Annotated in this window: 27 protein-coding genes; 8 read left to right on the forward strand and 19 right to left on the reverse strand. The window is 63.9% G+C overall.

The genetic code is table 11. The features are described from left to right. Nucleotides 1–11: 11 nt before the first annotated feature. From FJW07_RS02145 to fabA, 4 genes are all read right to left on the reverse strand, one after another. A complete protein-coding gene (locus tag FJW07_RS02145) occupies nt 12–1,565 on the reverse strand; it encodes a bifunctional diguanylate cyclase/phosphodiesterase (RefSeq protein WP_140854139.1) in 1,554 nt (517 codons plus the stop codon). A 102-nt stretch (nt 1,566–1,667) separates the two neighbouring features. Next, nucleotides 1,668–2,480 (reverse strand): enoyl-ACP reductase FabI, encoded by an 813-nt coding sequence (gene fabI / locus FJW07_RS02150; protein ID WP_095765954.1) that lies wholly within the window; start codon nt 2,478–2,480, stop codon nt 1,668–1,670. A 31-nt stretch (nt 2,481–2,511) separates the two neighbouring features. Then, nucleotides 2,512–3,732, reverse strand: a complete 1,221-nt coding sequence (fabB, locus tag FJW07_RS02155) for a beta-ketoacyl-ACP synthase I (RefSeq protein ID WP_140854140.1) — start codon at nt 3,730–3,732, stop codon at nt 2,512–2,514. 115 nt (nt 3,733–3,847) lie between these two features. Then, complete coding sequence (gene fabA / locus FJW07_RS02160) at nt 3,848–4,363, reverse strand: 3-hydroxyacyl-[acyl-carrier-protein] dehydratase FabA (RefSeq protein ID WP_140645328.1); 516 nt, start codon at nt 4,361–4,363, stop codon at nt 3,848–3,850. A gap of 246 nt (nt 4,364–4,609) precedes the next feature. On the opposite strand from fabA, the gene irrA reads away from it, so the two are divergent. Together irrA and FJW07_RS02170 are read left to right on the forward strand one after the other, a co-directional pair. Further along, entirely contained in the window at nt 4,610–5,041 is a 432-nt protein-coding gene (irrA, locus tag FJW07_RS02165) for an iron response transcriptional regulator IrrA (protein ID WP_140645394.1), read from the forward strand. A 10-nt stretch (nt 5,042–5,051) separates the two neighbouring features. Then, nucleotides 5,052–5,432 (forward strand): DUF4260 domain-containing protein, encoded by a 381-nt coding sequence (locus FJW07_RS02170; protein ID WP_140854422.1) that lies wholly within the window; start codon nt 5,052–5,054, stop codon nt 5,430–5,432. A gap of 141 nt (nt 5,433–5,573) precedes the next feature. Here FJW07_RS02170 and FJW07_RS02175 read toward each other — a convergent pair whose 3' ends face one another. Then, a complete protein-coding gene (locus tag FJW07_RS02175; protein WP_140854142.1) occupies nt 5,574–6,131 on the reverse strand; it encodes an SH3 domain-containing protein in 558 nt (185 codons plus the stop codon). A gap of 169 nt (nt 6,132–6,300) precedes the next feature. Here FJW07_RS02175 and FJW07_RS02180 point away from each other — a divergent pair, with 169 nt between their 5' ends. Then, entirely contained in the window at nt 6,301–7,302 is a 1,002-nt protein-coding gene (locus FJW07_RS02180) for a D-glycerate dehydrogenase (protein WP_140645325.1), read from the forward strand. A 6-nt stretch (nt 7,303–7,308) separates the two neighbouring features. On the opposite strand, the gene FJW07_RS02185 is transcribed toward FJW07_RS02180, so the two are convergent. The 11 genes from FJW07_RS02185 to FJW07_RS02235 all read right to left on the reverse strand — a co-directional run bounded on the left by FJW07_RS02185 (nt 7,309) and on the right by FJW07_RS02235 (nt 18,608). Then, a complete protein-coding gene (locus tag FJW07_RS02185; protein ID WP_140854144.1) occupies nt 7,309–7,722 on the reverse strand; it encodes a DUF126 domain-containing protein in 414 nt (137 codons plus the stop codon). Next, on the reverse strand, nt 7,719–8,972 hold the full coding sequence (locus FJW07_RS02190) for an aconitase X catalytic domain-containing protein (protein WP_140854146.1): 1,254 nt from the start codon (nt 8,970–8,972) through the stop codon (nt 7,719–7,721). Before FJW07_RS02190 ends, FJW07_RS02185 begins: the two co-directional genes overlap by 4 nt. Then, nucleotides 8,969–9,457, reverse strand: coding sequence for a GNAT family N-acetyltransferase (locus FJW07_RS02195; RefSeq protein WP_140854148.1), 489 nt, complete (start codon nt 9,455–9,457; stop codon nt 8,969–8,971). The genes FJW07_RS02190 and FJW07_RS02195 overlap by 4 nt, the downstream gene beginning before the upstream one ends. Before the next feature lie 2 nt (nt 9,458–9,459). Next, the gene (locus tag FJW07_RS02200; RefSeq protein ID WP_140854424.1) at nt 9,460–10,215 is read right to left on the reverse strand and encodes a molybdopterin-synthase adenylyltransferase MoeB; all 756 of its coding nucleotides are present in this window, start codon (nt 10,213–10,215) and stop codon (nt 9,460–9,462) included. Between the two features lie 94 nt (nt 10,216–10,309). Continuing rightward, nucleotides 10,310–11,470 (reverse strand): DNA replication/repair protein RecF, encoded by a 1,161-nt coding sequence (recF, locus tag FJW07_RS02205; RefSeq protein WP_140854149.1) that lies wholly within the window; start codon nt 11,468–11,470, stop codon nt 10,310–10,312. Between the two features lie 24 nt (nt 11,471–11,494). Next, the gene (gene dnaN / locus FJW07_RS02210; RefSeq protein ID WP_140645319.1) at nt 11,495–12,613 is read right to left on the reverse strand and encodes a DNA polymerase III subunit beta; all 1,119 of its coding nucleotides are present in this window, start codon (nt 12,611–12,613) and stop codon (nt 11,495–11,497) included. A 201-nt stretch (nt 12,614–12,814) separates the two neighbouring features. Then, the gene (dnaA, locus tag FJW07_RS02215; protein ID WP_140645318.1) at nt 12,815–14,362 is read right to left on the reverse strand and encodes a chromosomal replication initiator protein DnaA; all 1,548 of its coding nucleotides are present in this window, start codon (nt 14,360–14,362) and stop codon (nt 12,815–12,817) included. Between the two features lie 840 nt (nt 14,363–15,202). Beyond that, the gene (gene rpsT / locus FJW07_RS02220; RefSeq protein WP_140645317.1) at nt 15,203–15,469 is read right to left on the reverse strand and encodes a 30S ribosomal protein S20; all 267 of its coding nucleotides are present in this window, start codon (nt 15,467–15,469) and stop codon (nt 15,203–15,205) included. A gap of 196 nt (nt 15,470–15,665) precedes the next feature. Then, nucleotides 15,666–16,439 (reverse strand): enoyl-CoA hydratase, encoded by a 774-nt coding sequence (locus tag FJW07_RS02225; protein WP_140656263.1) that lies wholly within the window; start codon nt 16,437–16,439, stop codon nt 15,666–15,668. Between the two features lie 47 nt (nt 16,440–16,486). Beyond that, the gene (mutM, locus tag FJW07_RS02230) at nt 16,487–17,377 is read right to left on the reverse strand and encodes a bifunctional DNA-formamidopyrimidine glycosylase/DNA-(apurinic or apyrimidinic site) lyase (RefSeq protein ID WP_140854151.1); all 891 of its coding nucleotides are present in this window, start codon (nt 17,375–17,377) and stop codon (nt 16,487–16,489) included. Further along, a complete protein-coding gene (locus FJW07_RS02235) occupies nt 17,370–18,608 on the reverse strand; it encodes a phosphopentomutase (RefSeq protein ID WP_140854153.1) in 1,239 nt (412 codons plus the stop codon). The genes mutM and FJW07_RS02235 overlap by 8 nt, the downstream gene beginning before the upstream one ends. A gap of 174 nt (nt 18,609–18,782) precedes the next feature. On the opposite strand from FJW07_RS02235, the gene FJW07_RS02240 reads away from it, so the two are divergent. Next, nucleotides 18,783–19,679: a PhnD/SsuA/transferrin family substrate-binding protein gene (locus FJW07_RS02240; RefSeq protein ID WP_140854155.1), complete on the forward strand. Its 897-nt coding sequence runs from the start codon at nt 18,783–18,785 to the stop codon at nt 19,677–19,679. Between the two features lie 4 nt (nt 19,680–19,683). Here the strand turns inward: FJW07_RS02240 and FJW07_RS02245 are convergent, their stop codons facing one another. The 3 genes from FJW07_RS02245 to FJW07_RS02255 form a co-directional block, all read right to left on the reverse strand. Then, complete coding sequence (locus FJW07_RS02245) at nt 19,684–20,256, reverse strand: TadE/TadG family type IV pilus assembly protein (protein ID WP_246672412.1); 573 nt, start codon at nt 20,254–20,256, stop codon at nt 19,684–19,686. A gap of 77 nt (nt 20,257–20,333) precedes the next feature. Beyond that, nucleotides 20,334–20,915, reverse strand: a complete 582-nt coding sequence (locus FJW07_RS02250) for a TadE/TadG family type IV pilus assembly protein (RefSeq protein WP_140854425.1) — start codon at nt 20,913–20,915, stop codon at nt 20,334–20,336. 171 nt (nt 20,916–21,086) lie between these two features. Then, nucleotides 21,087–21,509, reverse strand: coding sequence for a pilus assembly protein N-terminal domain-containing protein (locus FJW07_RS02255; protein ID WP_140854159.1), 423 nt, complete (start codon nt 21,507–21,509; stop codon nt 21,087–21,089). Nucleotides 21,510–21,856: 347 nt separating this feature from the next. Here FJW07_RS02255 and FJW07_RS02260 point away from each other — a divergent pair, with 347 nt between their 5' ends. The 4 genes from FJW07_RS02260 (at nt 21,857) to FJW07_RS02275 (ending at nt 25,327) form a co-directional block, all read left to right on the forward strand. Continuing rightward, nucleotides 21,857–22,036 (forward strand): Flp family type IVb pilin, encoded by a 180-nt coding sequence (locus FJW07_RS02260; protein WP_095765933.1) that lies wholly within the window; start codon nt 21,857–21,859, stop codon nt 22,034–22,036. 158 nt (nt 22,037–22,194) lie between these two features. Further along, nucleotides 22,195–22,713 (forward strand): prepilin peptidase, encoded by a 519-nt coding sequence (locus tag FJW07_RS02265; protein ID WP_140854161.1) that lies wholly within the window; start codon nt 22,195–22,197, stop codon nt 22,711–22,713. Nucleotides 22,714–23,009: 296 nt separating this feature from the next. Next, entirely contained in the window at nt 23,010–23,822 is an 813-nt protein-coding gene (gene cpaB / locus FJW07_RS02270; RefSeq protein ID WP_140854163.1) for a Flp pilus assembly protein CpaB, read from the forward strand. Next, nucleotides 23,819–25,327 carry a type II and III secretion system protein family protein gene (locus FJW07_RS02275; RefSeq protein WP_140854165.1) on the forward strand — a complete coding sequence of 503 codons (1,509 nt, stop codon included), beginning with the start codon at nt 23,819–23,821 and terminating at the stop codon, nt 25,325–25,327. Before cpaB ends, FJW07_RS02275 begins: the two co-directional genes overlap by 4 nt. Nucleotides 25,328–25,334: the final 7 nt, after the last annotated feature.

Genomic DNA, 25,334 nt, shown 5'->3' on the forward strand with positions numbered 1-25,334 from the left:
AGCGAGGTGCTTTATTGCACGCTGACGATGCGGGCGGGTTCGTGCGTGCCGAAGGCGGGCCGCGCTTCGCCGAGCTCGACCTTGAGCGGCGCTGGCCGGCCGAACAGATAGCCCTGCACGACCTCGCAGCCGGCCGCTCGGAGCAGGGTGGCCTGGTTCTCGGTCTCCACGCCTTCGGCGATGATGCCGACGCCCAGTGCCCGCGACAGGCCGACAATGGTCGAAACGATCGCGCCGGAGCTGGAGTCGGTGTCGATGCGGCTGACGAACGAACGGTCGATCTTCAGCTTGCCGAAGGAGAAATCGATCAGGTAGCTCAAATTGGAATAGCCGGTGCCGAAATCGTCGACGGCCACGGAGATGCCCATCTCGGCAAGCTGCTCCAGGATCGCCGCGGCGCGGTTGCGGTCCTGCATCATTGCCGTCTCGGTGACCTCAAGCTCCAGCCGCGAGGGCTTGATGCCGGTCGATTCCATCACTTCCCGCACGATGCCGACGAAATCCCTGGTCATGAACTGGACCGGCGAGATGTTGACGGCGACGAAGCAGTCCTCCGGCAGGTAGCGGGCGTCGCTGCAAGCCTTGCGCAGCACCCACTCGCCGATCGGATTGATCATGCCGGTTTCCTCGGCGATCGGAATGAACTCCATCGGCGGGATCATGCCGCGCTCCGGATGCTTCCAGCGGATCAGCGCCTCATAGCCGACGATGCGGCCGCTCGGCAGGTTGAGCTGCGGCTGATAGTGAAGGCTGAAGTCGCCGCGGTCGAAGGCGGTCTTCAACTCCGACTCGATCCACTGCCGGTAGTCCGCCACCCGGCCCATGTCGGCGTGGAAGACAGACCAGTTGCCGACGCCGCTGGCGCGGGCGTTCTGCAGCGCCAGGTTCGAGCGGCGCAGGATGAGCACTGGGTCGACGCCGTCCTTCGGCATCGCCACGATGCCGACCGACAGGCTGACCGACTGCAGATGGCTCTGCAGCTGATAGGGCTCCATCATCTCGTTGATGAGCTTCTCGATGAGCCGCTCGATCGAACCCCTGATGTCGCGATCCGGCAGCAGCACGCCGAATTCGCCGGCGCCGAGGCGCCCGATCACCGCGTTCTTCGGCATGTTGTCCTTCAGCCTGCTGGTGAAGGCGCGGATCAGTTCGTCACCCTGGCTGTAGCCGATGGCGTCATTGATCTGCTTGAAGCGGTCGATGTCGATGTCGATGAGGAACACCGGCTCGCCTGTTCGGATCGTCCCGGAGGCGGCCTCGGCTATCTTGCCGACCATGGCCTGGCGCGACAAAAGGCCGGTCAGCTTGTCGAAATGGGTTTCCTTGAAGACATAGGCCGCCGATTCATCGACGCCCGCGAAGAACGACAGCGCGGCACCGCCCGCGGCCAAAGCGCAGAGCGCGGCGATGACGCCGGCCATCGTTTCGGCGGGCATGCCGGCCATGCCGTCGCCGAAGCCGAATCGCAGGCCCCATAGTCCAAGGATGAAACTGCCCATGCCCGAGCTGGCGATGGTGATCAGCCGGAACAGCGGAGTCCGTTTCGGATTGCTGACTGCAGGCATGCATTGTCCCTAGATTAGGGGACCTTATAGCGGATATCTCCTTAAAATGAGTTTCCGCCAATGCGTTCAATTTTACTGGAACGCTACTGTCGCGACTGCAAACTATTCGCGCGTGCCGTCGTTCTGCTTCAGTTCCTCCAGTGCCGGCATCGAAACGATGTGATAGCCGGAATCGACATAGTGGATTTCACCGGTCACGCCCGACGACAGGTCGGAGAGCAGGTAGAGCGCCGAGCCGCCGACTTCGTCGATGGTCACGGTGCGCCGCAAAGGCGAGTTGCGCTGCTGGTAGGAGAACATGTGGCGGGCATCGGACACGCCGGAGCCGGCCAGTGTCCGCACCGGCCCGGCCGAGATGCCGTTCACCCTGATACCGCGTGGACCGTAGTCGTTGGCAAGGTAGCGCACGCTGGCCTCCAGCCCGGCCTTGGCGACGCCCATGACATTGTAGTTCGGCATCACCCTGACTGAGCCGGCATAGGTGAGCGTGATCATCGAGCCGCCATTGCCCATCAGCGCGGCGGCGTTGCGGGCGATCTCGGTGAAGGAATAGCAAGAGATCACCATTGTGCGCACGAAATTGTCGCGGCTGGTGTCGGCGTAAAGGCCCTTCAGCTCGTTCTTGTCGGAAAAACCGATGGCGTGCACCACGAAGTCCAGCCCGCCCCAGGCCTTGCCGAGGGTCTCGAAGGTCGCGGTGACCGAGGCGCTGTCCTCGACATCGCAAGGCACGATCAGCGAGGCTCCTACCTTCTCGGCGAGCGGCTTGACCCGCCGCCCGAAGGCGTCGCCCTGGTAGGTGAAAGCGAGTTCGGCCCCGTGTTCCGACAGCTTCTTGGCGATGCCCCAGGCAATCGAATGGTCGTTGGCGACACCCATGACAAGCCCGCGCTTGCCCTTCATCAACCCTTCCATGCCTTGGCAATCCTTATGAAAAACGCTGGTCTTACGCGGAATAGCGCTGGAAAATCAACGTTGCGTTGGTGCCGCCGAAACCGAATGAGTTGGACAGGACGGTGTCGATCCTCGCGTCGTCGATACGCCTGCGCACGATCGGCATGCCCTCGAATTCCGGATCGAGCTCCTCGATATGGGCGCTCTCGCCGATGAAACCGCCCTGCATCATCAGGATCGAATAGATCGATTCCTGCACGCCGGCCGCCCCCAGCGAATGGCCGGTGAGCGACTTGGTCGAGGTGATGTAAGGCATTTTGTCGCCGAACACCTCGCGAATGGCGCCCATTTCCTTGGAATCGCCGACCGGCGTCGAGGTGCCGTGGGTGTTGATGTAGTCGACCGGCGAAGACACCGTGGCAAGCGCCTGGCGCATGCAGCGCATCGCGCCTTCCCCCGAAGGCGCAACCATGTCGTAGCCGTCGGAAGTCGCGCCGTAGCCGACGATCTCGGCGTAGATCTTGGCGCCGCGCGCCTTGGCATGTTCCAACTCCTCCAGCACCAGCACGCCGGCGCCGCCGGCAATGACGAAGCCGTCGCGGTTGACGTCATAGGCGCGGGAAGCGGTCGATGCGTTGTCGTTGAACTTCGACGACATGGCGCCCATGGCGTCGAACAGGTCCGACATGGTCCAATCGAGATCCTCATGGCCGCCGGCGAACATCACGTCCTGCTTGCCCCACTGTATCAGCTCATACGCATTGCCGATGCAGTGCGCCGAGGTCGAGCAGGCCGACGAGATCGAATAGTTGACGCCGTGGATCTTGAACCATGTGGCCAGGGTGGCCGACGCCGTCGACGACATCGCCTTCGGCACGGCGAACGGGCCGATACGCTTGGGGCTGTTGTTCTTGAGCGTGGTTTCGGCCGCTTCGACGATGGTGCGGGTCGACGGCCCGCCGGAACCCATCACGATGCCGGTCCGCTCATTGGTGACGTCGCCTTCGCTTAAGCCGGCATCGGCGATCGCCTGGTCCATGGCGACGTGGTTCCAGGCAGCGCCTTGGCTCAGGAAGCGCATGGCGCGGCGGTCGATCATCGGAGTGGGATCGAGCGTCGGCGCGCCCCAGACCTGGCAGCGGAAGCCGTGTTCGGCGAAGGAATTGGAAAAGCTGATGCCTGATTTGGCATCGTAAAGCGAGCTCTGCACCTCGTTGGCATTGTTGCCGATCGACGACACAATGCCGAGCCCTGTCACTACGACCCGTCTCATTCGCAACTCCTTCCCGCGTATTCGGGCGAAAGACCTAGCCGGTTTTCCCCTTGATCATACGCAAATAAACTGACGTGGCGTCCATTGGCTATGCGGGCGCCGTGGCGGAAAACGGTCAGGCGGCCGACTGCTTGGACAGGCCGACCTTCAGATCCGTAGCCGCATATATGGGTTCGCCATCCGCCTTGAGCCAGCCATCGGCTATGCCGAGCACCAGGCGGCCGCGCATCACGCGCTTGAAGTCGATGCCGTATTCGACCTTCTTCACCGATGGCGTCACCATGCCCTTGAACTTCACCTCGCCGGTCGACAGCGCCATGCCCTTGCCGGGTTCGCCCAGCCAGCCGAGATAGAAACCGGTCAACTGCCACATGGCGTCGAGGCCGAGGCAGCCCGGCATGATCGGGTTGCCGATGAAGTGGCAGGCGAAGAACCACAGGTCCGGCTTGATATCGAATTCGGCGCGGATGAAGCCCTTGTCGAAAGCGCCGCCGGTCTCGCTGATCTCGGTGATGCGGTCGAACATCAGCATCGGTGGGTAGGGCAGCTGGGCATTGCCCGGCCCGAACAGGTCGCCGCGGGCGCAGGCGAGCAGTTCTTCGTAATCGTAGCTGGACTTTTGACCCGCCATCAAGTTTCTGTCCCCGTGTTCTTCGCGGGCGGCAGGGCGCCCTTGTCGTTGGTTTCCTAACACACTCTGTTTGCGGCCGGAAACCGGCGTTTGCGCTTAACCCGTGCGCCTGCCCGGGTCAATGCGCGCTATTGATCGCATTCGGACTACAGAATATATGTCGGCTGATGTCCGGTTTTGGCTTTTGACGTCTTTTTGCCATGCTGGACCTGTTGATGGGCTGGGCAACAAAGCTTCGACGTGAAGATGGATTCGGGCTATCGGAAGGAAAATGTCGCTGTGGACAAGCGGGTTCGCGAAGCCGGCCTGAGGCCGACGCGTCAGCGCATTGCGCTGGCCGACCTGCTGTTCGCCAAGGGCGACCGCCACCTTTCCGCCGAGGAACTGCACGAAGAGGCGATTGCCGCCGGCGTGCCGGTTTCGCTGGCGACGGTGTACAACGCGCTCCACCAATTCACCCAGGCCGGCCTGTTGCGCATCCTGGCGGTCGAAGGCTCGAAAACCTATTTCGACACCAACACCTCCGACCATCATCACTTCTACGTCGAGGGCGAGAACCGGATTTTCGACATCGAGAGCGGACCGGTCACCGTCTCCAACCTGCCGGCGCCGCCGGAAGGCATGGAAATCGCCAATGTCGACATCGTGGTGAGACTGCGTCCCAAACGCTGCGATTGATCCCGTGGCGATGCGGGCCGTCGACCTGATTGTCCGGTCTGAATGGGTCGCCGTCGCCGCGTTGGCTATCGTTTGCTACGCAATGTCCGGCTTTTCCTGGTGGCTGTTTGCGCTGCTCATCCTTGCGCCGGACCTGTCGATGCTGGGCTACCTAGCCGGGCCAAGCGTCGGCGCCGTCATCTACAACGCCTTGCATATCCTGATTGCCCCGCTCGCTCTTCTGCTTGCGGGCGCGTTGCTCGCCGGCCCGATCACGACCGCTGTGGCGCTCATCTGGATCGCGCACATCGCCATCGACCGTGCCCTCGGCTACGGCCTCAAGCTGCCTACCGGTTTTCAGGACACGCATCTCGGCCGCATCGGCCGCGAGCGCCCTGGCGCGGCCCAATAGGGGCGTGCCGAGATTCAGGTCAGGCCGAGCCGAGAACGGTGGGCTCCGAGAACCGGAGCGGAGCGTACTAAAAGTACGTGAGCACCGGAAGCGCAGGAGACCGCCGTTCGCAGGCCGGCATCACCTGAATATCGGCACTCCCTAGTTCTTGACCTTCTCGCCCGGATAAGCGCCCCACACCTGCGACTGGGCCATCCAGCCGGTATGGCCGTCGAAGGTCATCTCGCACCATTGGCCGTCGCATTTCTTGATCGAGCCGATCACGCCCGGCTCGATGATGGCGACGACACCGGCATCCTTGTCGGGCTCGTTGAGCAGGTTGATTCGCCCGCCCTTGCCGCGCTGCCAGGGCGCGACGATGGCGGTGCGGCGGCCCGAGAGCAGCGACTGGTTGATCCAGCCTTCCGAGCCGTCGGCATCGCGCACGCGGCGCCAGGTGTCGAATTCCTGGATGACTTCCATCGGCAGGCCGGCCTTCAGATACATCCAGTTGACGGAATAATTGGCGCCGGGCCCGACGCGCGAGTTGACGCGGGCCGGCTTCAGGCTGACGAAGCGCGGCAGCGGCAGGCCGCTTGGGCCGAGCGTTATGGTCTGCGCGGGAGCGGCGGCACTCTGGGCGAACGCCTGCGGCGCGCAAAGCAGGACGCCAAGAAGGGCTGCGCTGAAGGCCAGGCGAAGCGACGCGAAACCAGACACTTTCGTTCCTTTCGGCGCCGGCCCGTCGGGACGGGCGCCCCTTTTTCTTTGTCTTCGGCGGCACCGCTTGTTACAGGAGTGGGCTGGTGCCGCGATTGGCTGCAAGTTTCGCCGGTCTTGGTTAAAGAGGTCTCAACGAGATCGGTTTCGAGGAAGCTTCGGGGATAAAATGGCAGGCAAAAAACGGCCCCTCGTCGTCATCACGCGCAAGCTGCCCGACCCGGTCGAAACGCGCATGCGCGAGCTGTTCGACGCGCGCCTGAATGTCGAGGACCGGCCGATGACGCAGCCGGAGCTGGTCGCGGCGGTCAAGGAAGCCGATGTGCTGGTCCCCACCATCACCGACCATATCGATGCCGCGCTGATCGCCCAGGCCGGCGAAAACCTCAAGCTGATCGCGAATTTCGGCAATGGCGTCGACAAGATCGACGTCGCGGCGGCGGCCAAGAAAGGCATCACCGTCACCAACACGCCGAACGTGCTCACCGAAGACACCGCCGACATGACCATGGCCCTGATGCTCGCCGTGCCGCGCAGGCTGGCCGAGGGCGCCAATGTGCTGACCGGCGAGAAGAAATGGGCCGGCTGGTCGCCGACCTGGATGCTCGGCCGGCGCATCTGGGGCAAACGTCTCGGCATCGTCGGCATGGGCCGCATCGGTACGGCCGTCGCCAGGCGGGCCAAGGCCTTCGGCCTCTCGATCCACTACCACAACCGGCACCGCGTGCTGCCGGCGGTCGAGGAGGAACTGGAGGCGACCTACTGGGAAAGCCTCGACCAGATGCTGGCCCGCATGGACATCATCTCCGTCAACTGCCCGTCGACGCCGGCGACGTTCCACCTGCTGTCGGGTCGTCGCCTCGCGCTGATGCAGCCTTCGGCCTACCTCGTCAACACCGCGCGCGGCGATATCATCGACGAGGAATCGCTGGTCAAGCTCATCCATGACGGCAAGATCGCTGGTGCCGGCCTCGACGTCTACGAGCACGAGCCGGCGCTGAACACCAAGCTGATGAAGCTTGCCGCCAAGGGCAAGGTGGTGCTTTTGCCGCACATGGGCTCGGCCACGCTCGAGGGCCGCATCGACATGGGCGAGAAGGTGATCATCAATATCCGCGCCTTCTTCGACGGCCACCGTCCGCCGGATCGTGTCCTGCCGCTCAGGACCTGAAAACGTTTAAACAGCGGCGGTCACTGTGCCGTCCGAGGCGACCGTGACGGTGGCTCCGCGGTAGCTGTCGAACGTGCCGCGTTCGAGCCGCACCGCCATCGGCGTTGCCCAGCCCATTTCCCGGGCGACGATCAGGCCGAGCAGCAGGATGGCGTCCGGCTCGTGCAGCACCAGGGCGGCCGGCGCGCGGCCGTTGTGGACGAGCTCCATCAGCACCGCCGAAGCGGATGACGAGCCGATCGTGCCCGGCAGGAACAGCACCCGGCCGGCAATGACTTCGCCATGCTGCGGGTGGCGGACATCGGCGATGCGGCCTGTCTTCGGATCGACGCCGCCCCAGAAGCTGATCGGCGCCGTCAGCACCAGCGCGTCGCCTTCGCCCGCCTTGCCCGGTACGAGGATTTCGGCTGCTGTGCTCATGCGGCGATCTCCGTGAAGACCGGCTTGCCCAGGACCGCGCTTTCGACGCAGTCGGCAAGCGAGGCGTAGAGCACCGCGTAGCCGGTGTTGCCCGGCGCGTAATGCGCGAACTTGCCCGAATTGGTCATCAAAACGCCGTTGCCGAGCTCCGGCATGATCGGCGTCACCACCACGCAGGTGTCGGCGACGATGACGACGCCGCTCGCTTCGAGCCGCTTCCGCCGGCCATTCTGCTCCAGCAGGGCAAGCGCATGGCGGCCGGTGCAGGCGTAGATCGGCACCGCGAGCCGCCGCCCGGCGATCAGCCGTTCCAGGCTGTCGAACTCGGCGTGCGACAGATGCGGGCTGCCGATCGCAACCGCGTCGATGGTTTTTGGCGCTGCCGCGGTCGACAGGCCGGCGCGCGCCTTCGCCACCATGTCGGGCGTCACGCGGATCACCGCTTCCGGCTCCTGCCCGGCCAGGATGGTTTCGACGTCGGGAGCCTCGGGCGTCACGCCGGCAATGTGGAACAGGCCGACCGCGCCGGACGAGGCTGCCGCCGCGCCGAAGGCCTTCAACGCGTCCTCGCCGGGATGACCGGTCACGCCTCTGACGACACCGATCGCATTGCCCACCTCGCGGCCATAGAGGCTGCCCAGCACCGGCCATGCGATCTCCGAGGCGAGGAAGGATGGCGACAGGCTCGAGACATCGAAGACAAGCCGCGCCCGGCGGTTATCAGGCCGGTGCAGGCCATAGTCCGGCGCGCGGCCGACAATCGCGCAGGCGATATCGAGAAAGTCGCCATAGCGGTTGGTGCGCGCGCCCAGCACCGAGTTGCAGAAGACGACCGCGTTGGACTCACCCCAGGCGACGTCGCTGCCGAGCGCGGGCCTGTGTCCGGCCTGGTAGGGGGCGCAGGTCCAGCTCTGCTCGCAGCCGAGCTTGCGATAGGCCTCCATCATCCGCCGCGCCATGCCGCGACGCGGCTCTTCGAGGCGGATGCGCGAGCATCCCATAAGGTCGAGCGCTCCGACATTGAGCGTCGAGCGCACCGCGACCTTCGCGCCGCCTTCGACCAGCCGCTCGGCGAACAAGGTACCGGAATCGCCATGGTAAAGCGCCCCGTCGATATGGGTGGAAGCGATCGGGATGAGACGCGGCGCGCCGAGCAGGCGGGCGCTTTCGGCGACGATGCGCATCGCAATTGCCGCGCCATCCTGGCCGGCGGCGATCGCCTGTTCTTGCGGGCTAAGTGCGAGGCTCAAGACAGCACCTTGCGCATGGTGACGGAGGTTGGCCTGTCATAGCCCGCATGCGCCGTGCGCGCGGTCTCGCCAAAGCCGAGCCGGGCGAAGGCCGCATGGTTTGCGGTCAGTTCGATACGGGTCTGAAGCTCGATCGCATCCTTGCCGCGCTTGCGGGCAAGATCCTCGACCGCTCGCATCAGCCGGGTTCCGATGCCTTGGCCCTGAAGCCGTGGCTCGACGGCGAGCTTGCCGACATAGAAATCTTGCGGCCGTTCCAGCGCGAAGACGCAGCCGACGATGCGGCCGTTCTCGACGGCCAGAAAACCCGTCTCCCGCTTCGCCTTCTCGCCAAGCGCCTTGGCGGTCAAAAGATACGCCGATGACGGCGGGTCGATGACGCCGTCCATATAGGCAAAAGCGCGCCGGATCATCGCGAGCAAGTCGCCCCATTGGTCGAAATCCGCGGCAAGGCGAATTATGGAGATGCCGACGATCTGGTCCATGCTTACACGGCCTTGTAGCGGATGGTGTCGAAGCGGGCGGTGAGCGCGTCATAGAGCAGCAGCCGGCCGATCAGTGGCTCGCCTATGCCGGTGATCAGCTTGATCGCCTCCATCGCCTCCAGCGTGCCGATGACGCCCGTCAGCGCGCCGACGATGCCGGCGACGGCGCAGGACGGCACCAGCCCTTCGGGCGGCGCTTCCGGGAACAGGTCGCGATAGCTCGGATTGCGCTTGCCGTCGGCGCCGGCCTCGAACGGCTTCAGCACCGTCACCGAGCCGTCGAAGCGGCCGACGGCCGCGGTGACGAGGGGCTTCTTCTTGCTGGCGCAGGCATCGGCGACCGCGTAGCGCGTTTCGAAATTGTCGGAGCCGTCGACGACGACATCGTAGCGGGCGACGAGGGCAGGGGCATTCTCCTCCGTCAGCCTCAGGCGATGCGGTTCCACCGTGACGTTGGGGTTGATGCGCATGATCGCTTCCCGCGCGCTGTCGGTCTTGGCCATGCCGATCATGTCGCTTCCATGAATCACCTGCCGTTGCAGGTTGGACAAGGAGACCGTGTCGTCATCGACGATGCCGAGCGTGCCGACGCCGGCGGCGGCAAGATATTCCAGCACCGGCGCGCCGAGCCCGCCGGCGCCGATCACCAGCACCCGGGCCCGTTTCAGCTTCTGCTGGCCGGGGCCGCCGATCTCGGGCAGCACGATGTGGCGGGCGTAGCGTTCGAGCTCTTTGTCGGTCAGCGCGGCATTGGTCATCGTCGAACCATATCGCCGGCGCAGAGCCTTGTCATGTACGGGCAAGGCGAAGCCTTGTCCCGCAGCGCAAGCCGAAGCCGGGTTCTTCAAGAGATCACCCGGTCACGCCGACGCTGCCGTGATCGACCGTCAGGAACTGCGCTCTGCCCTCAAGGCTGGAAAACAGCGCGGCATCCGTGCCTGTCATGAAGGCCTGGCAGTTCAGCTCCTCCAGGATGGAGAACAGCGCCGCGCGCCGGCCCGCGTCGAGATGCGCGGCGATCTCGTCCAGGAGGAGGATTGGCGTCAAGCCCGACATCTCGCCGGTCAGCCTGGCATGCGACAGCACGATGCCGACCAGCAGCGCCTTCTGCTCGCCGGTCGAACAGAGCTCCGCCGGCATCGACTTCGGCCGATGCCGGACCACGAGATCGGAACGGTGCGGCCCGTCCAGCGTGCGGCCGGCGGCGCGGTCGCGCTCGCGGCCATTGGCAAGCGCGCGGCGGAAATGCTCCTCGACATCGACGGCTGGCGCGACGGCGACCTCGCTTTCCAGATCACCGGCAAGGCTGATATCGGCCTGCGGAAACGGCCCGCCGCCAGGCAACCTGTCGACCATGGCGGCAAGCAGGCGCACCAGCTCGGCCCGCGCCGCGGCGATCGCCACCCCGGTCTCGGCCATCTGCGTCTCGATCGCGTCGAACCAGGCGCCGTCGCGGGAACCTTCGGTAAGCAAGCGGTTACGGCTACGCATGGCCTTCTCATAGTCGAGCGCGCGCTGGCCGTGGCCGGGGTCGATCGCCAGCACCAGCCGGTCGAGGAAGCGGCGGCGGTCCGCCGCCGGTCCAGGGAACAGCCCGTCCATCGCCGGTGTCAGCCACACGACCCGCAGCCATTCCAGCATATCCTCGGCCGATCGCGCCGGCGCGCCGTTGATCCGCACCTTCCTGCCGCCTTCACCGGCGGCGTCGCCGCCGGAAATTCCGGTGCCGATCTCCACCTGTCCCTCGGGTCCCTCGATGCGAGCATGCAAGGCGAAGCCGCCGTCGCCGCCTTCGCGCGCCACATCGCCATAGGGCGCGCGGCGCAGGCCACGGCCCGGCGTCAGGAACGAGATCGCTTCCAGGAGATTGGTCTTGCCGGCGCCATTGTCGCCCGACAGCACCACCGCGCCGGGCGCAAGTTCAAGCGAGAGCGCCGCGTAGTTACGGAAATTTGTAAGTGATAGCTTACTTAAATGGCTCTGTTGCCGAAGCTGTTTCGCATCCGCGGTCACGACGACATGTTGTCCGTGCCGAACCTAGACCCGCATCGGCATCAGCACGTAGAGCGCCGTTTCGTCGGCCATGTCGTGGATCAGCGTCGGCGAACCGGCATCGGCCAGCATGAACTTGGCTTCCGAGCCGGTGAGCTGGGCCGCGACGTCGAGCAGGTATTTGGCGTTGAAGCCGATCTCGATCGGGTCCGACGAATAGTCGGCCGCCAGTTCCTCGGTGGCGCTGCCCGAATCCGGATTGTTGACCGCGAGCGTCACCTGGCCCTCATTGATCGAAAGCTTCACCGCCCGGCCGCGTTCGGAGGAAATGGTCGAAACGCGGTCTACCGCCGCGGCGAAGCTCTGCCGGTCGATGATCAGCTTCTTGTCGTTGCCGGTCGGAATGACGCGCTGATAGTCGGGGAAGGTGCCGTCGATCAGCTTCGAGGTCAAAACGACGCTGCCGATGGTGAAGCGGATCTTGGTGTCCGACAGCTCCGTGGTCACAGCCACGTCGGGGTCGTCGACCAGCTTCTGCAGCTCGCTCACCGTCTTGCGCGGAATGATGATGCCGGGCATGCCTTCGGAGCCTGCGGGCGCGTCGATCTCGGCCCGCGCCAGGCGATGCCCGTCGGTCGCCACCGAGCGTAGTTTCAATTTGCCGCCCACCTCATGCGTGTGCAGGAAGATGCCGTTGAGATAGTAGCGCGTCTCTTCGGTGGAGATGGCAAATTGGGTCTTGTCGATCAGGCCCTTGAGCGCCGCCGATTCAAGCCGGAAGATATGCGAGAATGAACCGGCCGAAAGCTCCGGGAAATCGGATTGCGGCAGGCACTGCAGACGGAAGCTCGAACGACCGGAGGTGACGGTCATCGCGTTGCCGTCCTCGTCCGTCTTCAGCATCACCTCGGCGCCGTCGGAAAGCTTGCGCACGATGTCGTAGAGCAGATGCGCCGGCACCGTCGTTGCGCCGCCGCGCTCGACCTTGGCGGGCGTCGCTTCCGTCACCTCAAGGTCGAGGTCGGTGGCCTTCATCTCGAGGCTGGCGCCCTCGGCGCTGAGCAGCACGTTGGACAGGATCGGTATGGTGTTGCGCCGCTCGACCACGCGGTGGACGTGGTTGAGGGACTTCAAGAGATTTGACCGTTCCAGGATAACACGCATGACGAAACAGGCTCGCTTCAATGAATGAACGGGTCACCGGCAGGCGGCATCCCGCGAAAGCCCTGAAAGGCTTTCAGAATCTGTGTAAGCTGACAGTAAAAAGCCTGCGAACGCAAGCCCGCGGCACCGGTTCCGGCCGGCAGCGCGGGCTTTCTGGGGATAAAGCCGGCGAAGCGCGTCGCCGATTATTTCTGCGCCCCTTCAGGCCTGGTCGTTGATCAGCCTTCTGAGCAGCTCGAGTTCCTGCGCCAACGTGTTGTCCCCGCCCGAAAGGTCCTCGATCTTGCGCACGGCATGCAGCACGGTCGTATGGTCGCGGCCGCCGAAGCGGCGCCCGATCTCCGGCAATGAGCGCGGCGTCATCACTTTCGACAGATACATCGCCACCTGCCTCGGCTTGACGATGGTGCGCGTGCGCCGGTTGGACAGAAGCTCCGTCTTCGACACGTTGTAGTGGCGCGCCACGATGCGCTGGATGTCCTCGATGCGCACGCGCTTCGGCTCGCCGGAGCGGTAGATGTGGCCGAGAATCTCGTCGATGCGGTCGATGGTGATCTGCGGCTCGAAGGACTGGCGGAACAGAAGCTGGTTGAAGGCGCCTTCGAGCTCGCGCCCGCTGCCGGTCACCGTGCGCGCGACATGCTCCAGGATCTCGTCCGAGATGTCGAGCGAGGTGTCGTCGGTCTTGGTGGTGGCGCGGCGCAGTTTCAGCATGCCGAGCCGCATCGCGAAATCCGGCGCCGACATTTCCAGCGCCACGCCGCCATTGAGGCGCGAACGCACGCGCGGCTCCAGCGATTCCAGTTCCGAGGGCGGCCGGTCGGCCGCGACCACCACCTGCTTGGCGCTGTCGAGCAGCATGTTGATGAGGTGGCAGAACTCGTGCTGGATCGACTTGCCCTGCAGGAACTGCATGTCGTCGATGATCAAGAGATCGATGTCGCGCAGCTGCTCCTTCAGGGTCAGCGCGTTGTTGTCGCGGATCGCGGTGGCGAAGCGCCACATGAAATATTCCGCCGTCAGATAGACGACGCGCGACTTCGGGTTGTGCCGCAGCGATTCAGCGGCGATCGCTTGCAGGAGGTGCGTCTTGCCGAGCCCGACGGTCGCATGCAGGAAAAGCGGGTTGAAGCGCACCGCGCTCGACTGCGATTCCGCCACCGCCCTGGCCGCGGCGAAGGCCACCCTGTTCGACGGCCCTTCGATGAAGGAGGCAAACGTGTAACGCGGGTCAAGCGGTGACCCCAGCACATTGTGGCGGAACTCCGGTTCCGCGGACGCGCCCTGGCGGGGCGCCGGCGCCCGTTGTTCCACGCGCCCGGCGCTCGCGGTGCCGTTGGCGAGCGCGGTATGCGTTTGCTTGGTCATCTTGCGCGCCGGCGCGATTTCCGGCTCGACAGGGTTGCGCCCCTGCCGCGTCGCGGTGCGCACGACGATCTCGATCTTGAGGATGTCCGGATCCTCATGCCGCCACAGCTCCGCGATAAGCTCGAGATAATGGCCGTTGATCCAGGACCTCAGGAAGGCCGTAGGCACCGAGATGCGGATAATGCCGCGGGAGGCCTCGGCGACCTTCATGCGACCGAACCAGCTCGAATAGACCTCGGCCCCAAGACGCGCCTTCAGCTGGGTCTTGACCCGTTCGAACTTCTGTTCCGCGTCGCTGGATGCCGCCACGTCGCCCCCTCCGACAAAAGTTGCTGGAAATGGAAGCTCGCCCGCTAGCTCCCTCTCGATGCCGCTTTGCATGATCAAAGTTCCTTGTCTTCTCGTACCCTTTTCCACCGGGGATGCGCCTCCTGCATCCTTGGTCCGGCGACCTCATTTCGCCGCGATGCCGCTGCCGCCGCCGGCAACGATCGTCGCAACTCGCGCAAGGAACCAGCTGCCGGCTCCGCACGCCGGCCTCCGACAACGACAAGGCAATACATCACCCTCCGGCGAAAACGCCGGCGAGACATCGACTGCCATGTACAATTACGCCAGTCCCCTACCCGCACCGAAGAGACAAACCAAGCCGCACGCGGAATTGCTCCACGTCATGAATTCTGCCATTTTGTGCTGGCCGATTCAGGCTGGGTCAGGGGCTACAGCCCGTCCCTTCGATGGATGGACATTACCGAAATCGCTGTGGATAGGGCAAGGCCACATCTAACGGTTTTTTAACGAATCTGGTTACCAGACGGGGCTTGAAATCGGGTGCTGCGACGGCACATTTTGACAAAGCCATTGTGATTCAAACCCTTTTCCGGCGAATATGAAAAAGGCCGCCCGAAACGAAATATTCTGAAATAATTCTCTTGACAGCTACTTCTCCCCCGCCGCTCGATCTTGAGTTGAACAAGCTGTGGATGACCGGCTGTAAGTCTTTGAAAAAACTGCAGATTTTTTGCCAGGCAAATTTGGGCAGTTGCCGCGGGGAGGGCGTGCCGGTATCAGCGGCGTTGAATATGCCGGCAAAACATTACTGGCATTGGAATCACGTCGCAAGCGTTGCTTGCGAGCAATTTTTTTAAGTACTTGCCGGCAAACGAAAAAACCCGGCCTGTGCGACCGGGTTCAACATCGGTTGATTAAGGATTAAGTCGGTCAGGCCGACAGCGTCTTGACCCGCTGGGCAAGCCGCGAAACCTTGCGGGAAGCTGTGTTCTTGTGGACGACGCCCTTGGTGGCGGCGCGCATCAACTCCGGCTCCGCCGCCTTGAAGGCTGCCACCGCCGCGGCCTTGTCGCCGGCGGCCAGCGCCTCTTCGACCTGGCGCACATAGGTGCGGACACGCGAGCGACGGTTCTTGTTGACCGCCGCGCGGCGGGCGATCTTGCGCGTTGCCTTTTTGGCCGAAGACGTATTGGCCATGATGCCTCTCTTCCGATCTGGTGGGCGCCAGCGGGGTGCCGCAGGGCGCAAAAAACAAACGGGCAGCCACAGGGCCGCCTCGGTTGGTGCGGCTTATAGTTCAGCTTTTCCGGTGCGTCAACGCCACTTGGCGGTCTTTTTGGAGACCGAAAGCGCATCACGCCATGACCCGCCTTCAGTCATTCGGCAACGTGCCCTAGCGGTTGGTGAAATTCGGCTTCCGCTTCTCGACGAAGGCGGCCATGCCTTCCTTCTGATCATCGAGCGCGAACAGCGAATGGAACAGGCGCCGCTCGAAGCGCAGCCCTTCGGCAAGCGTCGTCTCGTAGGCGCGGTTGACGGCCTCCTTGGTCATCATGACCGACGGCAGCGAGAACTCGGCGATCTTGGCCGCCGCCTTCAGCGCCTCGTCGAGCAGTTCGGCGACCGGCACCACGCGCGATACCAGCCCGCTGCGCTCGGCTTCGGCCGCGTCCATCATCCGCCCGGTCAGGCACATGTCCATCGCCTTCGACTTGCCGACGAAGCGGGTCAGCCGCTGCGATCCGCCCATGCCCGGCATGACGCCGAGCGTGATTTCGGGCTGGCCGAACTTGGCGTTGTCGCCGGCGATGATGAAGTCGCACATCATGGCCAACTCGCAGCCGCCGCCGAGCGCGTAGCCCGCAACCGCCGCGATGATGGGCTTGCGCGTGCGCGTGAATTCCTCCCAGCCGACGAAGAAGTCCTGCGTGTAGGCGTCGGCGAAGGATATCGCCTGCATTTCCTTGATGTCGGCGCCGGCGGCAAACGCCTTTTCCGAGCCGGTAAGCACCATCGCGCCGATCCCGGGATCGGCATTGAATGCGCTCGCCGCCGCCACGACCTCCGCAAGGATTTGCGAATTCAGCGCATTGAGCGCCTTGGACCGGTTCAGCGTGATCAGTCCGACCTTGCCGCGTGTCTCGACGATAATGGTTTCATGGGCCATGGTTCGCTTCCTTCCGCGGCAGTGGGATGATCGATACCGTTCCTAGCTCACCGCTGACAGGTCCGGCAATAGAAGGTCGAGCGGCCGCTTTGCACGATGCGCTCGATGTGGCCGCGGCAGCCTGGCTTCGGACATGGCTCGCCCTCGCGATCGTAAACCGCGAAGGAATGCTGGAAATAGCCGAGCGATCCGTCGGCCTGGACATAGTCGCGCAGCGAGGAGCCGCCGGCGGCGATCGCGTCGGCAATGACCGAGCGGATCGCCTCGGCAAGGCGCGCGCTTTGCTCTTTCGCCTTCTTGGCCGACCCGGCGATGGTGCCGGCTTCGCGCAACGGCGAGAGGCCCGCGCGCCACAAGGCCTCCGCCACATATATATTGCCGAGTCCGGCGATCAGCCGCTGATCGAGCAGTGCCGCCTTGAGCGGCGATCTGCGATCCTTCAGCAGCGAGGCTAGCAGGGGACCGTCGAGCGCGTTGCCGGTCGGCTCGATGCCGAGCCCAGCCAGCATCGGATGCGTGTCCGGCGCCCCTTCGGCAAACAGCATGAAGCCGAAGCGGCGCGGGTCGTTGAAGACGACGCGGGAGCGCTCGTGCTTCGGCGAGACGACGTCGAAGACGACATGGTCGTGCGCGGCGCTTTTCGAGCGCTCGTGGTGGAAGGCGCCGGGGATGTCGCTGCCTGCGGCGGCTTCGACGCGGAACGATCCCGACATGCCGAGATGACAGATCAGAACCGGGCCGTTCTCGATATGCATCGTCAGGTATTTGGCGCGCCGGCCAAGCGCCGTCACGGTCTTGCCGGTAAGCCGCTCCGAAAAGCGTTCGGGAAAAGGAAAGCGAAGGTCGGGCCTGCGCGCCTCGACCTTGACGAGCCGCGCCCCTTCCAAGACCGGCTGCAGCCCGCGCCGGACGGTTTCGACTTCGGGCAGCTCAGGCATGGCCGCCTATTGTTGCGAGGAAGGATGTTCCGTGGCGACCGGCCGCCAGGTCGAGGTGGTCCGCGACGGTTTCGCCTATATCGGCGAAGGTCGGCCTGAGCCCGATGTCGCCGCCCGCCAGCCCCGGCCCGGTGCCGATCACCGGAATGCGTTCGCGCGTATGGTCGGTGCCGCGCCAGGTCGGATCGTTGCCATGGTCGGCGGTGAGGATCAGGAGGTCGCCCGGCCCGATGCGCGACAGCGCCTCCGGCAGCCGTCGGTCGAACGCCTCGAGCGCGCCGGCATAGCCGGCGACGTCGCGCCGGTGACCGAACTCGGTGTCGAAATCGACGAAATTGGCAAAGACCAGGTCGCCGTCGCCGGCGTCGTCCATCGCGCCGAGCGCCTTGTCGAACATCGCCATGTTGCCGCCGGCCTTGCGCACTTCCGAAATGCCGCGATGGGCGAAGATGTCGCCGATCTTGCCGACGGCGATGACCTTGCTGCCGCGCCCGGTCAGCCGGTCGAGCAGGGTCGGCTCCGGCGGCGGCACCGCATAGTCGCGGCGGTTGTGGGTGCGCTGGAAGGTGACGGGCGTCTCGCCCACGAAAGGTCGCGCGATCACGCGCCCGATCTTGAGCGGATCGACCAGCCGACGCACCGTGAGGCAAAGCTCATAAAGCCGCTCCAGGCCGAAATGCGTTTCATGCGCCGCGATTTGCAGCACGGAATCGACCGACGTGTAGCAGATCGGTTTGCCGGTGCGGATATGCTCTTCGCCGAGCCGTTCGATGATCTCGGTTCCGGGTGCATGGCAATTGCCGAGGATTCCCGGCACCTTGCCTTCGCGGATGATCGTTTCGGTCAGTTCGGCCGGGAAGGCAGGCACGGTGTCGGGGAAATAGCCCCAGTCGAAGCGCACCGGCAGGCCGGCGATTTCCCAGTGGCCGGAGGGCGTATCCTTGCCGCTCGACACTTCCTGGGCGGCCCCGTGGAAGGACGAGGCAAGCAACGGCGTATCGACGTCGAACGTGAGCCCGGTCGCCGTCTGCGCCGCTCGGCCAAGACCGAGCGACATCATGTTGGGCACGGCCAGCGGCCCGTTGCGCAAACCTTCCCGATCGGCGCGACCGTCAGCGCAGGCCTGAAAAATATGTCCGAACGTGTCGGCTCCGGCATCGCCATAGCGTTCTGCGTCGGCCGCGCCGCCGATGCCAAAAGAATCGAGAACGAACAGGAACGCGCGCGCCATGGGTATCTTTGTTGTCAGTCCTGGCTGCCAGACATAAGGTTCCCCGGCAGCGTTGGCAAATCGGAAACCAAACCGCAATGGCTTGGCGCCATAGTTGCGGCGAGACGCGGATGCGGCGGGAGCGAAGCAGGTATGGCAAGGCGCGGCAGAACCGCGGCAAGGCAGGCCGTGAGAATGTGCGCGGCAGCTCTCGCGGCGTTCGGCGCCGCCGCCGGGCCGACACGCGCCGACTGGCGTGACGACATCGGCACGTTCTGCATCGGCGTCGTTGCCGAACCGGGCGGCGGCAACACCGTCCCCGGGCTCGCGCGCCTGACCGACGCCTATGCCAATGCGCTCGGCATGAAGGTCGAGTTCGTCGTTGCGCGCGACTACGCGGCGTTGATCGAGGCGCAGGCGAGCGGGCGCGTGCAGTATGCGGTCTATTCGGCTCTTGCCTATGCCACGGCCTCGGAGCGCTGCGGCTGCGTCGAACCGCTGGTGGCGCCGGTCGATGCCGACGGCGCCGTCGGCATCCGTTCCGTCTTGGTGACGCGCGACGGCAGGCTTCCGGACCTTGCGGCGATCGCTTCGCACCGGATCGCGATTGCGCCGGTCGAGAATGTCGGCGGCGCGCTGCTGCCGATGGCGGCGCTGTCGGCCGAAGGCGTCAAGATCGCGCGGGATTCGCCCTTCCTGGCGCGCGCGGCTTCGGCCACCGCGGCCGAAACGATGCTGAGCGGCGGCGAAGCCGACGCGCTGTTCGGCTGGGAACCGGCCGATGCCGATGGCCGGTCCGCCCGTTCCGAGGGCACCGTCGCGCGGCTGGAGGCTGCCGGCATCCCCGAGGCGTCGCTTCGGGTGTTATGGACCTCGGGCCTGTTGCGCTATGGCCCGCACGCCGTCCGCAGCGATCTCGATCCGGAGGCAAAGCGGCGACTGACGGTCTTCCTGACCAGTCTCAGGTCCCAGACGCCCGATGTGTACGACCTGCTCGAGGGCGCGCATTCCGGGGGTTTCAGGCCGGCCGCGCGGAAGGACTATGCGATGGCCGTGGCGATCGTGCGGAAGGAAACGGCAGGGCAGGAATAGCGTGTCAGCAGTCGCTGCAGGGAATCGTCGGACTCCGGCGCGGCCTTAGATAATAGGTTTCGCTCATCGATATGTTGTTGAAGGCAGAGGTCAGCCCGAGCGTCTGCGAATTGCTGGCGGACCAGGTGATGATCGGCTTGTAGCCGAGGTCGCTCTCCACGCGGACCAGGAAGGTGTTGCGGATTATCAGCGTCGCCGGCACCGTGGTGGTCGCGTTGACGGCCGCATCGGCACTGTAGGTGGTGCCCACCACCTTGCGCGACCATGCAACCTGCACCCTCGGCGATGCTTCGTCGGTGATCTGTATGCCTGTGATGATGATCGTCGGCAATGAACGGTTGTAAGGCTGCAGCGTCGATGTACCGATCTTCATCATTGCATCGAGATTCGCCTTCACGACGGTCTGCTGCTGGGTGACGAGGTCCGCGACCATGCTGCCGATGCGGCTGACCTTCTTGCTGGTCTCGATGGCCTGCGAGGCCTCCATCGTGATGAAATACATGATGAGGAGCACCGGCACGATGAACGCGAACTCGATCGCCGCGACGCCGCGGCGATCGCGGCAAAACCGCTCCATCCTCGCCAAAATCCCCCCGAGTGCCCCCGCACTATGCATATCGTCCTCCACGCCCGCGGCTTAGCTGTCGAGCAGTCTCAATTGTCGTCGAACGGTTCGTTCTGCCAGGTCACGGACGCGAAATGCAGCGTTTTGCTGTCCTTCAGATTTGCCATCGACTTGGCCAGGAAATCGGTCATCACCGGCCATTTGTAGAACACCCGCAGCATGTTGATGGATTCCGCCAGTCCGGGCGAGACTGTAGGAGACATCGTGTTCGCGCCCTGCGTCAGCACGATATCGCCGCTCACGATCTTGAAACCCGCCGTCGCGGCGTCCGCGAAGCTCGAATATTCGCGCAGATCGACTAGCAGTGGAGCATTTGGCCCGGTATCGGTGCAGTTGTTGGAAACCATGATCTGCAGGCGATTGCAGATCAGTTGCTTGATCGAGGCTTCGGTGACGTTGTTCTGCTGAAGCTGCCCGGTGCGCAACTGGCGGGCGACATCGTCGGTGACGTTGGCCATCACCTCCTGGCCGGCGAACGAGATGCAGCTCTCGAGGATGGCGAAGACGAGAAGCGCGAACGGGATGGCAAGCATCGCGAATTCCATCGCCGTGCTGCCGCGCCTGTCGCTGAAGAAGCCGGGGTGGGCTTTGGCGTGCGCCTTGCTGTCCATGCCGTTGCCGGATGAGGCATCCTTGCTCATATCAAAGTTCCTGCCGGTCCCCTTTGCGGTACCGGCGGCAAGGTTAGCGAAAACCCATTGAGGTCCGGTTTGGATGATCGTTAAATTCGTCGGGCAAGCTTTAAGCTGTCTTTAATGCCCGTGGGTTCGCGCTCGCAGGGCTCAGTGACCGGCGCTCATTTCGGATTCGGAAGCCTTCTCGGCCTCGCTCTTGAACGCGCTCTCGCAATAGGGCGTGCAGGACATGGTCTGGACTTCGGCGCGTCTGTAGATGCGCACCGAGGAGGCGGCTTGTCGCACGACGGTCACCTGTTCATCGATGATCGGACTGCCGTCCGAATCGAGCACGACCATATTGGTGACACCGAAGCCCTTGCCGGTGAGGACGATGGTCGAGGCGTCCTGCACGGCGGCGTCGGCGATCGCCGGATTGCCGATGACGACCGTGTCGGCCGCGCGTGACAATTTGACGATCTTGGCCTGGTTCATGGTGACTTCTATACCCGCGCCGGCCCTGGCCGGCATGACCAAGGCGGCAGTTGCCAGCAGCGCGGCGACTGGAAACAGCGATCTCGACAACGTCATTGAAGCGCTCCCGGCGGGCAGATTCTTCAACGGAACATGAACGAGATTGGTGAACCAACGGTTAAGCCGGCCTGGCCATGATTAAGGATCGGCTCGCGTGGCGCGTCATGCGTCGGTGGTGCTTATTGTTTTAGGAGTATTGCACAAGCGCCGGTTTCCGGGAGGCCGAGCTGGCTGGCGATGTTTAGGCCACGGTTAACCACACAGCGCGTTCGCCACCGGAAAGGAATCGGTAAGGCTGTTTATTAAGCCGATCGAAACGGCTTCTCCATAGATTTGCAGCATCCGATCAACCGCAAGAGAAAAGTTGACGGAAGTGCTGTAACACGTGGAGTAGGAGCTCTCGAATGTCTAACCTCATTGCACGTTTCGTGAAGGACGAATCCGGCGCGACCGCCATCGAATACGGTCTGATCGCCGCTCTCATCGCGCTCGCCATCATGGTTGGCGCTACCCAGCTCGGCGGCGCGCTGAACGCCAAGTTCGCCAACATCGCCGCCACCCTCAACGGCGCCACGGCTCCGTAACAAGGCCGCGTATCGCGCCTTTTCGACAGAAGGAAAAGGGCCGCCAACTGGCGGCCCTTTTTCATGCAGTCGGCCGATTTTGATCGTCCGGCCTCATCGATCGTTAATCCAGCGCGCCTAGGATGACGCTGAAAACATGCCACAGGCACGCCGCATCCATGCTTGAAGCCGTGATCTTCGTCGTCTTTCCTTTCTGCATGCTGTTCGCTGCGGTCTCGGACGCCTTGTCGATGACGATCGCCAACCGTGTTCCCGTGTTGTTGGTGGCGACATTCGCGCTTGTCGCGCCGCTCACCGGCATGGACTGGGCAACCTATGGCTGGCACTTCGTTGCCGGCGCCCTCGTACTTGCCACGACCTTCGGCCTTTTTGCGCTCGGCGGCATGGGCGGCGGCGACGCCAAGCTTCTGGCCGCGACCGCACTATGGATGGGCCTCAACATCAACCTGATCGGCTATCTGGTGACGTCGGCTTTCATCGGCGGCCTGCTTACCCTCGCAATCCTTGCTTACCGGAAATCGCCGCTCGTCATGTACACCGGCCACAGCCGATTTCTGCGCCATTTCGCGGACGAGAGCGTTGGCATCCCCTATGGCATCGCGCTTGGCGCGGGTGGACTGATCACTTTCCCGGATTCGCCGCTGATGGTCTGGGCGCTGGCGAGGCTCACGGCCTGAATGCATGTCGCCCAGAAGTGCGCAGCGGTTCTGGGACAACGACATGCATCAAGCAAAGACTTGAATCGCGTGGTCTGAATTCCGCCACGCGCCTTAGGCCTCTGGCGATATAGATGTCGGCGATCCCGAGGCGGCCTAGCCGCCTTTTTTGTTAACGGCGGGGCCGTTCCATCCAATTTGAGTAAACCTTAAATTAATCACGATCGTAAGCATTACATTAACCTTGTTTTGACGATTGCAGCTGCAAAGTCCGGCCTGGCGAGGTGGTTTGCCACGAGGCGAAGGGTTTCGGACGAATGCCAGCATCCCGATTGATTATTCTGGGCGTGGCTGCGGTCGCGGCGGGTGGCGCGGGCTACGTGGCGAAGAACATGGTCGTGGCGCCGCCGCCTCAGGTCATTGTCGATGCGCCCAAGCAGCCGGCGATCGCATTGCAGGATGTGCTGGTGCTTTCCGGTGACGTGTCGATGGGCAGCCAGCTCGGCACCAACATCAGCTGGGAAGAATGGCCGGCCGATGGCGTCAACGCCAACTTCATCACGCGCGCCGCCGAGCCTGACGCGGTCGAAAAGCTCAAGGGCTCGGTCGCCCGCGTAGCCATGTATACCGGCGAGCCGTTGCGGCGCTCCAAGCTGGTCGGCGAGGGACAGAGCTTCATGTCGTCGATCCTGCCTTCCGGCACGCGCGCAGTCGCGACCGCGATATCGGCCGACACGTCCGCCGGCGGCTTCATCCTGCCCAACGACTTCGTCGACGTCATCATGACCCGCCGCGCCGACACCGGCAACGGCGGCAGCGGCTTCAACACCGAGACGATCCTCAAGAACATCCGCGTGCTGGCCATCGACCAGACCATCCAGGAAGACGAGGAAGGCAAGAAGACCAGGGTCGGCCAGACCGCGACGCTGGAGCTGACGCCGCAGCAGGCCGAGATCATCACGGTGGCGCAGCAGATGGCGGACCGCCTGACACTGGCACTGCGCCCGATCACCGACATCCATGAAAAGAATACGGACGAAGCCGACTATCTGGTCAATGGCAACGGCCGACGCGGAACCGTGCGGCTGATCAAGTCCGGCGAGGTTTCCGAGGTGGGAGCAAGGAAATGAGGCCAAACGGTAAACTGCTGCCCTTCCTGGCCGCCGCGGCGATCGGTTTTCTCCTGCTCGGCACCGGTGCCCCGGGACTGGTCGAAGCCAAAGCCGCGGGCGCCGGCGTCTCGGCTTCCGTCGCCACGCAGCGCGTCAAGCTCGGCCTCAACAAATCCGTGGTCATCGACTTGCCGAGCGACGCCTACGATATCCTCGTCGCCAATCCGGCGGTTGCCGATGCCGTGACCCGCACGGCGCGGCGCATCTACCTGTTCGGCAAGGCCGTCGGCGAAACCAACATCTTCGTTTTCGGCCCCAATGGCGAGCAGATCGTCAGCCTGGATCTGGCCGTCGAACGCGACGTCGCCGGGCTGGAAGACTATCTCAAGCGCTTCATCCCGTCCTCGCAGATCAAGGTCGAGCTTCTCAACGACAACGTTGTCCTGACGGGCATGGTCGACACGCCGCTCGATTCCAAGCGCGCCGTCGACCTCGCAACCATCTTCGTATCCGGCGGTGAAGCGACGACGGGTCAATATTCGCAGACCGCCGCCGGCGGCTCGGTCAATGGCGGCGTCGACATCAACAATCCCGACCAGGAGCGCCGGACCTCCAAGATCGTCAACCTCCTGCAGATCATCGGCGACGATCAGGTGACGCTCAAGGTTACCGTCGCCGAAGTCAGCCGCTCGGTGATGAAGCAGCTCGGCGTCAATATGGTAGGGAACGGGAGCACCAACGGCATAACCTTTGGCTCCGCCGTCGACACCTATCCCGGCCTCGGCAAGCCGTTGTCCAGCTCCGGCTTCGACTTCAAAAGTTCGTCTCTACAGGGCACCATCAACGCCATGGAACAATCTGGCGTCATGAAGACGCTGGCAGAGCCGACACTGACCGCCGTTTCGGGCGAGAAGGCGACGTTCAAGGTCGGTGGCGAGTACAACATGGTGAGTACCGTCACCAACAACAAATCGACAGACAATCAGACTGGCGAAAGGACATGGACGGCAGACAAGGTCGAATACGGCATCGGGTTGGAGTTCCAGCCGGTGGTGCTGTCTGCCGGTCGCATCAGCCTCAAGGTTAGAACCGCGGTTTCAGAGCCCACTACCGAAGGGTCGTTCGCGCTAGGCGACACGAATATCATATCGCTGCGCAAACGCTTGGCGGACACCACGGTGGAATTGCCATCCGGCGGCTCCATGATGATCGCCGGTCTCGTCCGCGACGATGTCCGGCAGGCCGTGGACGGCCTACCCGGGCTGACCAAAATTCCCGTCCTTGGCACGCTGTTCCGCAGCCGCGATTTCGTGCGCAACGAGAGCGAGCTCGTCATCATCATCACGCCCTATCTGACGCGGCCGGTGGCGCGCAACGACCTGGCCAAGCCGGACGACAACTTCAACGCGGCAAGCGATGGCGCCGCCATGTTCCTTGGCCGCGTCAACCGCGTCTACGGCACCATGCAGACCGACCGACCGCCGGGTCGCTACCACGGCGTCGTTGGCTTCATCTACAAATGAGTGGGAA

The organism is Mesorhizobium sp. B3-1-9 (genome assembly GCF_006439595.1).
In the GTDB taxonomy this organism is placed as follows: domain Bacteria; phylum Pseudomonadota; class Alphaproteobacteria; order Rhizobiales; family Rhizobiaceae; genus Mesorhizobium.